This window comes from Frankia sp. CoBUL1, from assembly GCF_978021245.1.
The window spans coordinates 5181-16086 of the sequence record NZ_CDXDOS010000067.1 but is presented as its reverse complement, the minus strand read 5'-3'; the positions used below and the strand labels follow the sequence as shown (position 1 = coordinate 16086).

7 protein-coding genes and 2 pseudogenes are annotated in these 10906 nt (G+C 71.6%); 6 read left to right on the top strand and 3 right to left on the bottom strand.

The window, feature by feature from the left end; translation table 11 throughout:
• The 5 genes and pseudogenes from AC08OX_RS07715 to AC08OX_RS07695 form a co-directional block, all read left to right on the top strand.
• Positions 1-238 (top strand): annotated as a pseudogene (locus AC08OX_RS07715) (aspartate aminotransferase family protein); the annotation flags it as partial.
• Entirely contained in the window at positions 235-2253 is a 2019-nt protein-coding gene (locus AC08OX_RS07710; RefSeq protein ID WP_476607171.1) for an IucA/IucC family protein, read from the top strand. The pseudogene AC08OX_RS07715 and the gene AC08OX_RS07710, both read left to right, overlap by 4 nt.
• Before the next feature lie 65 nt (positions 2254-2318).
• Positions 2319-3776, top strand: a complete 1458-nt coding sequence (locus AC08OX_RS07705; protein ID WP_476607170.1) for a lysine N(6)-hydroxylase/L-ornithine N(5)-oxygenase family protein — start codon at positions 2319-2321, stop codon at positions 3774-3776.
• The gene (locus tag AC08OX_RS07700) at positions 3773-5935 is read left to right on the top strand and encodes an IucA/IucC family protein (protein ID WP_476607169.1); all 2163 of its coding nucleotides are present in this window, start codon (positions 3773-3775) and stop codon (positions 5933-5935) included. Before AC08OX_RS07705 ends, AC08OX_RS07700 begins: the two co-directional genes overlap by 4 nt.
• A gap of 11 nt (positions 5936-5946) precedes the next feature.
• A complete protein-coding gene (locus AC08OX_RS07695; RefSeq protein WP_476607168.1) occupies positions 5947-7554 on the top strand; it encodes a glutamine synthetase family protein in 1608 nt (535 codons plus the stop codon).
• Here the strand turns inward: AC08OX_RS07695 and AC08OX_RS07690 are convergent.
• The 3 genes and pseudogenes from AC08OX_RS07690 to AC08OX_RS07680 form a co-directional block, all read right to left on the bottom strand.
• Complete coding sequence (locus tag AC08OX_RS07690; RefSeq protein WP_476607172.1) at positions 7514-8461, bottom strand: MMPL family transporter; 948 nt, start codon at positions 8459-8461, stop codon at positions 7514-7516. The genes AC08OX_RS07695 and AC08OX_RS07690 overlap by 41 nt on opposite strands.
• A 261-nt stretch (positions 8462-8722) precedes the next feature.
• Positions 8723-9671 (bottom strand): annotated as a pseudogene (locus AC08OX_RS07685) (MMPL family transporter); the annotation flags it as partial.
• Positions 9626-10009, bottom strand: a complete 384-nt coding sequence (locus AC08OX_RS07680) for a hypothetical protein (RefSeq protein ID WP_476607173.1) — start codon at positions 10007-10009, stop codon at positions 9626-9628. The gene AC08OX_RS07680 and the pseudogene AC08OX_RS07685, both read right to left, overlap by 46 nt.
• A gap of 46 nt (positions 10010-10055) precedes the next feature.
• On the opposite strand from AC08OX_RS07680, the gene AC08OX_RS07675 reads away from it, so the two are divergent.
• On the top strand, positions 10056-10823 hold the full coding sequence (locus tag AC08OX_RS07675; RefSeq protein WP_476607167.1) for a TetR/AcrR family transcriptional regulator: 768 nt from the start codon (positions 10056-10058) through the stop codon (positions 10821-10823).
• Positions 10824-10906 lie beyond the last annotated feature (83 nt).

The following is a 10906-nucleotide window of genomic DNA, read 5'->3' as shown; positions in this document are numbered from 1 at the left end:
GCCCTCCCCCGACCGGGTGGACCGGATCAACGCCCGGCTGCGCCGGGAACTGCTCGTCGCCGGCCGGGCCGTCGTGGGGCGCACCCAGCTCGGTCCCCGTCACGCGGTCTTCCTGAAGCTGACTCTGCTCAATCCCGACGCCACCACGGCGGACGTCGACGCACTGCTCGGGCTGATCGCCGAGACCGGGGACGTCCTTACCGCCGGTGGTTCCACCAGGGCCCGGCGGCGATCGTGACCGGCGATCGACCGCAGTCCGAGGCCATCGCGGACGCGACCATCGCGGACGAGATCGTCACGGAGGCTCTGCTGCGGTGCTGGGTGCGGGAGACGGGCGTCCGGTTACCGGCGGACGCCCGGACGCTCGGCATCGACCTACCCGCATCCGGCCTGTCCGTTCGGGCGACGTTGACGCACCGCTCCCCGGCCGGATGGCACGGGTTCGGACCACCACGCCTGGTTTGCGCGGCCCGCGAACCAGCCCCGGTGGACGCGGGCCTGCTCGCCGCGCTGCTCGTCCGAGAGGTCGTCACGCGGGATGGGCTACCGCCGGCCCTCGGCGCCCAGGCGCTGGGAAGGATCATCGATTCCGCCGGCTGGATCGCGAGCTGCCTCGCGGCCCGCGGTCCCGGGCCGGACCCGGCCACCATCCCCCCGTTCCTCGCCGCGGAGCAGGCCCTGATCACCGGTCATCCGTTCCATCCGGCGGCCAAGAGTCGCCAGGGGGCTCCGCCGGAGGCACTGGCCACCTACTCTCCGGAAGTCGGCGGGTCCTTTGCGCTGCACTGGTTCGCCGCCCATCCCTCCGTGGTGACCGTCTCGGGCAGCACGACGACCCGCTCCGGAGGGCGGGACCAGGCCCTCGGCACGAACGGCCGGGGCCTGATCCGGCTGCTGGCGGATCTGGCCAGGGAAGACGGTGGGGCCGAGGAGTCGAAGTCCGGCCTCTCGGCCGCGTCCGGTTCCGGACCAGACCGACATGGCCCACCCGGGCTTACGGGGCCCCCTCGGACCGGCGGACGCGATCGCCCGGACATTCCCGCCGGTTACGTCGTGGTACCCGCGCATCCCTGGCAGGCGGACGAGGTCAGCAGGCGGGAACCGGTCGCCGAGCTGCTTGCGGACGGCCGCCTGATCGACCTCGGGGTGTCCGGGCACCGGTGGTATCCCACCTCGTCGCTGCGTACCGTCTGGCGGCCGGAGATCCCGGTGATGCTCAAGCTCTCGCTGGGGATGCGAATCACCAACTCGCGCCGGGTGCTGCAGCTCGACGAGCTGCGGCTCGGCGCGATGACCGCGAGGCTGATCGACGCCGGTCTCGGCGCGGCGCTCGCCGCCCGACATCCGACCTTCCGCCTCATCGGGGAGCCCGGTTGGGTGGCCGTCACCCGACCGGGAGGGGAGGGTCGGCCCCGAACCGGCCCCGCAACACCGCTGCCGATCGGGTCCGGCGAGCGGCGCGACGGAGGGCGCGACGAGGACGGCGTCGGGCTGGAGACCGCCGTCCGGGTCAATCCGTTCGGGTCAGTCGACCGGGTGGTGTGCGCCGCGGCACTCATCGCGCCCAGGCCCGAGCGGACCACGGACAGCCGTGGCCGGGCCCGGACGGCGATGCTTCCCCGGATCCTCACGACGCTGGCTGGCTCGCTGAGCGATCCCCTCCCGACGCTGACCGACGCCTGGTTCGACCGTTATCTGACCGTGGTGGCCGCCCCGGTGGTGGACCTCTACCTGCATTTCGGGATCGGCGTCGAGGCCCACCTGCAGAACACCCTGGTCACCCTGGACGCGGCGGGCTGGCCGATCGCCGGCTGGTACCGCGACAGCCAGGGCTACTACGTGGCCACCTCCGCCACGGCGGAGGTGCAGCAGCTGCTGCCCGGCTTCGGTACCGGACTCAACGCGATCTTCGATGACGCGCTGGTGGCCGAGAGGACCATCTACTACCTGTTCGTGAACAACGTCTTCGCCCTCGCCGGCGCGCTCGGGGTCGCGGGTGTCGCGGACGAGCGCCGCCTGCTCGGGCGGGTGCGTGGCCTGCTCCATCGGCTGGACGGGGATGGCCCACGCGGGCGGGGGCTGCGGCCACCCGCCACTCGCCGAGCACTGATCACCAGGCTGCTCGACTCCCCCACCCTGCCATGCAAGGCCAACCTGCGCACCTGCGTGGACGGGCGGGACGAACTGGTCGGACCGGTGGCCACTCAGTCGGTGTACGTGCCGATCCCCAACCCGCTCCTGGAGGCCTCGTGACCTTCCGCGCCCCGTCCACAGCTCGCGGCGAGCGCCCGCGTACCGTCGACGACGGATCGGCGTTCGTGGGTCTGCCTGCGGGGGGCGAACCGCCCTACGACGTGGTCGGGGTCGGGCTGGGGCCGTTCAACCTGTCGCTTGCGGCCCTGGCCGACGGGCTGCCCGGCCTGCGGGCCGTCTTCTTCGACCAGGCGCCGGCCTTCAGCTGGCATCCCGGCCTGCTGTTGGAAGGTACGACCCTGCAGGTGCCGTTCCTCGCCGATCTCGTCACCCTGATCGACCCGACCAGCAGATGGTCCTTCCTGGCGTACCTGCGCGAGCATGACCGGCTCTTCCGCTTCTATCTCTACGAACGGTTCCACATCCCCCGCCGGGAGTATGACGACTACTGCCGGTGGGTCGCCGACAGTCTCGACTCCACCCACTTCGGCACCCGCGTCGAGGCGGTCCGCTGGGATCCCGACACCCGCCTGTTCCAGGTGGCGATCGTCCAGCCCCACCGGTCCGATCAGGCAGGGCAGTCCGGCGCGTCCCCGACACGGGTGGTGACCGCTCGGCACCTGGTCCTCGGGATCGGAACCGAACCGATCATGCCGCTGGCCTTCGCGGGGATGCCGAACGGGCGGGCCTTCCATGCGGCCGAGTACCAGCAGCGGCGTTCCGCGCTGGCGGGGCTTTCCCGGGTCACGGTGGTCGGCTCCGGACAGTCCGGGGCGGAGGTGTTCGCGGATCTGCTCCGCGCACAACCGGTGACCGGCCATCAGCTGACCTGGATCACCCGCACCCCCGCCTTCGCACCGATGGAGTACTCCAAACTCGGCCTCGAACAGTTCACCCCCGACTTCGTCCGCTATTTCCACGGTCTGGAGCAGGCGACCAAGGACACGCTCGTTCCGGCTCAGTGGCAGCTCTACAAGGGGATCGACGCGGACACCATCGCGGAGATCTACGACCTGCTGTACGAACGGACGATCGGCGGGGCGGACGTGGCGGCGACGCTGCTGCCGGGCGTCGTCGTGGAGACGGCCTCGCAGCGGGACCGGGGCGGTGAGATCACTCTCGGCTGCCGCCACCGCGATCAGAACCGCGCCTTTCCCGTCCACACCGACGCGGTGGTGCTTGCGACCGGATACGCCGCACGCCGGCCGACCCTGCTCGATCCCATGGCCGGGCTGATCGACGTCGACGACAGGGGCCGCTTCCGCGTCGACGCCCGCTACCGGGTGGCGACCGACGCCGGTCTGACCGGCCGTGTCTACGTCCAGAACGCGGAGCTGCACACGCACGGCGTCGTGACGCCCGACCTCGGCCTCGGTGCCTGGCGCGCCGCGGTCATCCTCGACGACCTGACCGGCGGCGACGCCTACCGGCTGCCGTCGCCGTCGGCGTTCACGACCTTCGGGGTCCCCGCCCGGTCGGGCCAGCCGGACGGGAACGGCCAGGCCGTCGGCGAGCGGCGCGTGCGGCCGCGCGATCCGGCCCCGACCAAGACGGCCGGGACGGCCGGGGCGGCCGGGCGTTGACCACGTCATGGTCCGCGCCAGCACCAGCGCCCGCGGCACCGTCCCCGGGGCGGACCGGGTCGGCGGACCGATGGCGGCAGGCCGGCCGTGCCCTGCTGGCCAAGCTCATCGCCGAAATGGCCTACGAGGAGCTACTCAGTCCGCAACCCGACGAGCCAGCGGATGCCGCGGCCGGGCCGGCGGGCTCCCCGGGCGGGCCGCCACCCACTGCACCGGCACGGACGAGCGATCCCGCAGTGCGCGGCGTGACCCCGGACGGTCGCAGGCACCCCCCGATCGGACGGGGTCCCATCCAGGGTTACCGGCTCCGAGCCGCGGGCGTCACATACGCTTTCACCGCCCGACGTGGCACATTCGGCTCCTGGTGGATCGATGCCGCCACGCTGACCCGCTCGCGCTCGGTTACGCCGCCCGGCCCGGACGGCAGCCCCCCCGAACCGGGCACCGCACCGACCGTTCCGGGCACCGCACCGGCGGACGACCCGATCCGCTTTCTCCAGGACATGCAGGTCCTGCTCGGCTGGTCCGACCCGGTCCTCGCCGACGTGGTACGCGATCTGCTCGCCACCCAGGCCGCCGATCATCATCTGCTCGGAACGGCGATTCCCGCGGTGGATCTCGCCGATCTGCCGTTCGTCGCGCTCGAGGGGTACCAGAGCGGCCATCCCTGTCTCGTCGCGAACAAGGGACGGCTCGGTTTCGGCGCGGCCGCGGCCGTCTACGCCCCCGAGGCGCGCCGGCCCTTCCGACTGCGATGGGTGGCCGCACACCGCGCGATCGCACGGTACAGCGCCATCGCCCCCAAGGCCATCGACCTTTCTGGCCAGGGCGCGCCGACCGTGCCCGACCTGCTCACCACGGAACTCGACGAGCGGACCCGCGCCCACTTCACAGATGTGCTCCGCGGGGCCCTGCCGGACGAGCCACGCCGGCCGGGCCCCGCGCCCGTCTCCGCCCCACCCGCCGGACCACCCGCCGGTACGACGATCGCCGACTATGTCTGGCTACCCGTCCACCCGTGGCAGTGGGAGAACGTAATCGTGCCGCTCTATGCGGCCGAGATCGCCACCGGCCTGCTGGTACCGCTGGGCGAAGCACCGGACCGGTACCTGCCCCTGCAGGCGGTGCGCACCCTCGCCAACGTCGACCGGCCGGACCGGCGGAACGTCAAGCTCGCGCTAATGATCCGTAACACGCTGGTGTGGCGGGGGATGTCGGCGGCTGATGCCATCGCCGGGCCGGCGATGTCGAGCTGGCTGCTCGGGCTTCGCGACGCGGATCCCTTCCTGCGCGACGTGACCCGGGTTCTCCCGCTTCCGGAGGTCGCCGGCGCCACCGTCCGGCACCCGGCCTACGACGCCGTCCCCGACGCGCCCTACCGCCTCCACGAACTACTCGGCGTGCTCTGGCGTGATCCGGTGGAGCGGTTTCTCGACGGCGGGGAGCGGGCGCGCAGCCTCGCGTCCCTGCTGGCGGTCGGCTCCGACGGTCGGGCAGTCGTCGCCGAGCTCGTGGCCCGCTCGGGCCGGCCGGCGCACGACTGGCTCGCCGCGCTGTTCGCCGCTCTCCTGCCGCCGCTGCTGCATTACCTGTACCGGTACGGCGTGGCCTTCACGCCGCACGGCGAGAACGTCCTGTGCATCTTCGATGCCGAGGAGATGCCCCGCCGCATAGCCGTGAAGGACTTCGGCGCGGACATCGAACTGGTATCCGGCGAGTTCCCCGAGCGGCGGGGGATGCCACCGGAGGCGGTCGAGCACTGCCGGCGGTGGCCCGGCCCGGTCCTGGCCCACTCCCTGCTCTCGGCGGTGTTCGCCGGGCACTTCCGCTTCTTCGCGGTGCTCGTGGCGGATCATCTCGATGTGGACGAGAACCAGTTCTGGCGGCTCGTGCGGGCGACGGTCGACCAATACCACGCGAGGTTCCCGGACCTGCGGGAGCAGTTCGCCTCGATCGATCTCCTCGGGCCGGCGTTCGGTCGGGTCTGCCTGAACCGCGAGCAGTTCGCGGGCGCCGGGTTCCACGATCGCGCCGACCGGGACGGAGGCTTCGACCTGATACACGGCGAGGTCGCGAATCCCCTGCACGATGTGTCCACCCTCACGACGGGCCCAGCGCGACCGGCAGCCCCGACGGAACCGGCGCCGCCTACGGCATGAACGGAGAACGCATGACATCGTCGCCGGTTCCGACCCCACCATCGGCCCAGGTTCCGGCCCGTCCCGACCCCCCGGACCCGCCTGAGCCACCTGAGCCGATCGGGCGGCCCGCACCGCGGGTCCAGCCCCGCCCGATCGGCCCCGGGTCATCGTCCGATCAGGCGCTCGGGGAGAACGCGGCCGGCCGGGGAGTGCTGCGTGACCTGTTGGCCGGAGCCGAACCGGTCGAGGAGATCATCATCGCCACCGTCGACCTGCAGGGCCGACTCGTCGGCAGCGCCGTGTCCCCGGAGCACTTCACCGGACCGGTGCTCGCCGATGGCCTCGGCGCCTGCACCTACCTGCACGCCGTCGACGTCGACATGAAGACCGACGGAGGCTACCCCCACACGCCCTGGTACGACGGCTTCGGTGATCTACGGCTCCAGCCCGACCTCACCACGTTGCGCCGCGCACCCTGGCATCCGTCCGACGCGGTGGTGTTCGCGGACGCGTTCTGGCCGGACGGGTCCCCGGTGGGCGTCGCTCCCCGTGCCGTGCTGCGTCGACAGCTCGACGCGCTCGCAGCCTCCGGTCTGACCGCCTTCGCCGGGACGGAGCTGGAGTTCCTGGTCTTCCGCGAGTCCTACCGCCGAGCTGCGCAGCGCTCCTATACCGATCTCACCCCGGCCAGCCGTTACAACATCGACTATGCGCTTTCCGGCACGGAAGGACTGGACGATCTGGTCCGACGCCTCCGGCGGGCGATGGCCGGCATCGGGGTGGCGGTCGAGTCCGCGCGCGGGGAGGTCCATCCGGGACAGTTCGAGATCGTGTTCCGGTATGCCGATGCGATGCAGGCCTGCGACAACCACACCCTCTACAAGACCGCCGCCAAGAAAATCGCCGCGGCGGGCGGGCAGGCCCTGACCTTCATGGCGAAGTACGACGAGGGCGAGGGGAACTCCTGCCATGTTCATCTGTCCCTGCGCGAGACGGACGGGGCGTGTGTGTTCGCGCCGTCCCCCGAAGGTGAGGGGGCGCTCGTCCGGCACCCCGGCTTGGCCCCACCGGGCATCGCACCCCCCGGTTTCCCACCCCCCGGCTCTCGCGACGACATCGCCGGGATGTCCGCGCTGATGTGCTCGTTCGTGGCCGGGCAGCTCGCCTGCATGGCCGATTTCGCGTTGCTGTACGCGCCCAACGTGAACTCGTACAAGCGCCTGGCGCCGGGCTCATTCGCTCCGACCGGAATCAGCTGGGGACGGGACAACCGGACCTGCGCCATACGGGTGGTCGGCGACGGGCCGGGACTGCGCGTCGAACATCGGGTGCCGGGCGGTGACGCGAATCCCTACCTCGCCGTCGCCGGGATGATCGCGGCCGGCCGTCACGGCATCGAGCACCGTCTCCCGCTCGAACCCGGACGGGTGGGCAACGCCTTCACCATGCCGGACGTGCCACGGCTGCCCGCGACCTTGCGGGAGGCGGTGGACCGATGGCGGGCCAGTGCGGTGGCCCGGGCCGCCTTCGGTGATCGGGTCGTCGCCCATCTGGCCCATGCGGCCGAAGTCGAGCTCGCCGGCTACGAGCGGACCGTCACCGACTGGGAGCGCCGGCGCGGCTTTGAACGGTTCTGACCCCGACCTGCTCCGGGACGGAGTATTCGCGTAGTCCGAACCGCCGATACAAAGTCCGCAACGGGCCAGGGGCCCACCAGTTGTAGTCGCCGGCCACCCGCATGAAGGCGGGGACCAGCACCCCGCGGATGAGGGTGGCGTCGAGCACGATCGCGAGCGCGGTGGCGATCCCGAACATCTGGATGAACCGGACCGATGAGGTACCGAACGCGACGAAGGTGACGGCGAGCAGCGCGGCGGCGGTGCTGACGATCCGCCCGACCCGGGCGAGCCCGGCGGCGACCGCCTCGGTGTTGGGCGCGCCGGCGTCGTGCGCCTCCTTGATCCGGGAGAGCAGGAAGACCTCGTAGTCCATCGAGAGCCCGAAGGCGATACAGAAGAGCAGGACCGGCATGGAGGTGTCCAGCGGGCCTGGGGTGAAGTCGAGGAACCCGGACAGGTGGCCGTCACTGAAGATCCACACTGAGGCGCCGAACACGGCGCACATCGCCAGCCCGTTGAGCACGATGGCCTTCACCGGTAGCAGCACGCTGCCGGTGAACAGGAACAGCAGTACGAAGGTCGCCAGCGCGATCAACCCGAGGGTGACCGGGAGACGGTCGGCGATCGTGGTCTTGCCGTCTACCAGGACGGCGGATGCGCCACCGATAAGCACGCTGGTCCCCACGGGCGCCGGCACCGCACGCGCGGCCCGGACGAGGGCCTGCGCATGGTCCGACGCATAGTCCACCGCGGGCACGACCTGGAGGGAATCCGCTCCGGCGATCGCGAACCGGCGGCTGGCCGGACCGGGCGGTACGACCCGGCGCCCGTCGATGTGGGACCCGAGGGCGCTGTCGACCCGGGCCACGTCCGGCAGTTCGGACAGCGCAGTCGCGTAGGATGCGAGCGCGGACCGGTCGATCATGCCCGGCCCGGTGGCTTGGACAACGACGTCGAGCGCGCCGCCGATGTCGGCGGCGAACGCGCCCCGCAGGGCGTCACCGACGATCCGGCTGTCCGCCGAGCCCGGCTTCAGCACCCGGTCGTCCGGGGTGCCGAAGTTCACGTGCAGAAAGGGCGCCCCGAGGACGAGCAGAACCGCGATCACCGGCAGGCCGGTGAGCACGGGGTGGCGCATCACGGTGCCGGCGACCTGACGCCAGAACGGCGAGTCGGCCGCCTCCCGCACCACGACCGGCGCCGACCCGACCGGCGCCGGCCCGACCGCGCCCGCGGGCCCGATCGCCTCGCCGCCCCGGGCACGACCGGCGCGGCGACGGCGCACGAGCCCGAGCAGACCGCCGATCCCCCAGGCGTTGACCCGCTCGCCGAGCACCATCAGCAGCGCTGGCAGGGCCACGACGGCGGCCAGCATCGCGACGAGGGTCACCGAGATCCCGGCGTAGCTCATCGACTTCAGGAAGAACGGCGGGAAGACGAGCATCACGGCCAATGCCACGATCACCGTCGCCCCACTGAACAGGATCGTCCGGCCGGCCGAGCGGACCGTCCGCTCCACCGCGGTGGCGCGGTCCCGACCCGCCGCCAGTTCCTCCCACCATCAGCAACGAGTAGTCGATGCCCAGCCCCAGGCCAAGGGCCGTCGCCAGGTTCACCGCGAAGATCGACACGTCGGTAAGCTCACCGATCACCGAAAGCGCGGCGAAGCCACCCAGCATGCCGAGCAGCCCGATACCCAGCGGCAGCAGGGCGGCGACCACGCCCGCGAACGCGATGACCAGCAACGCCAACGTGATGGGAATGGCGAACGACTCGGCGGCGGCGAGGTCGGCCGAGACGTGTCCGCTGATGTCCTCCCCGACCGTCGCGGCCCCACCCGGTCGGACCGTCACCGCCCCCGGCGCGTCCGCCCACGACCCATAATGATCAACGATATCGGCGGCCTGGTCATCGTCCTGGACACTGGCGACGACGAGCGCCTGCCGACCGTCCCGCGAGCGCAGCGCCGGACCGCCCCCCGTCCAGTAGGACACGACGTCCCTCGCCCCGGCCTGGGCTGCGAGATCGGCCGCAACCTCCCTCCCCGCGGCGACGACCGCCGCGTCGTCGACATCGCCCGCCCGGGCGGTCACCAACAGGAGGAGGTTCGGGCGGCCGTGGAAGCGGGCGTCCAGGACGTCCTCGGCCCGGGAGGAGTCCGACGCTGGATCGTCGACCCCCCCGTCTGGAGTTTGCTGAAGGCACCACCCGCGAGCCCACCGGCGCCGAGCAGCACGAGGAGCGTGAGGACGAGGACCAGACGCGGGCGGCGCGTCACGAGCGCCACGAGCGCCACGAGCGCCACGAGCGCCACGAGCGCCACGAGCGCCACGAGCGCCACGAGCGCCACGAGCGCCACGAGCGCCACGAGCGCCACGAGCGCCACGAGCGCCACGAGCGGAGTAAACACGGAACCCTCTGAAGAGCAGGCGATGCTGAAGAGAACAGTGTTCGCAATCGCTGTTCGTGTCAAGACACATCCGTTCACAAAGTTGACAGCGTTCTCGTCGAGACCCACCATGACCGTGGTGAGCAGTCCGGTTCCCCGTCGCGAACGACTGCGGCAGGCCACTCTCGACGAGATCAAACAGACCGCGCGCGCCCAGCTGGCCGAGCACGGCCCGGCTGCGCTCTCCCTACGGGGGGTCGCCCGGGTGATGGGCATGGCCCCATCGGCCCTGTACCGCTACGTGGACAGCCGGGAGATCCTGCTGGCCGAACTGGTCGCGGACGGGTTCGCCTCGCTGGCGGAGGCCCTGGAGGCGGCCTTCGACGCGGCCGATCCGCATGACCACCTACGATGCTGGCTCCAGGTCGCCCGCGCGCAGCGCCGCTGGGCCCTGGACCACCCGACGGAATACGGACTGATCTTCGGCCCCGGCATTCCCTGCGCCACGTCGACCAACGACCGGATGATCACGCAACTGCACCGCGCGGTCGCGGTGCTGTTCCGCTGCATGAGCGAGTCGACCGGGGCCGGCATGATCGACACCGCCGCGGTGGACGCCCAGCTCACCCCGCCGATGCGCGCCAGCCTGCAAGCGTGGGGACGCGACCACGACGTCGCGATCGACGCCGCCGGACTCGCCGTGTGCCTGGCCGTCTGGACCCAGTTGCACGGCTTCATCTCCTTGGAGATGTTCGGGCACCTCCCCTCCGCCCTTGACGACATCGACGAACTGTTCGACCGGCAGATGGCGGACGCGATCATCCGCGTGTGGCGAGGCGGGTACAACCTCGCCACGCTGATGCCCGTCCCGCCAGCCGACCGACCGGTCGCGAAGTGACCACCCGGTGCCGGCCACCCGGTGCCGGCCAGTCGGTCCGGTGATTGACGGTCCGGTGATTGACGGTCGGCCGGTCTGCCGGT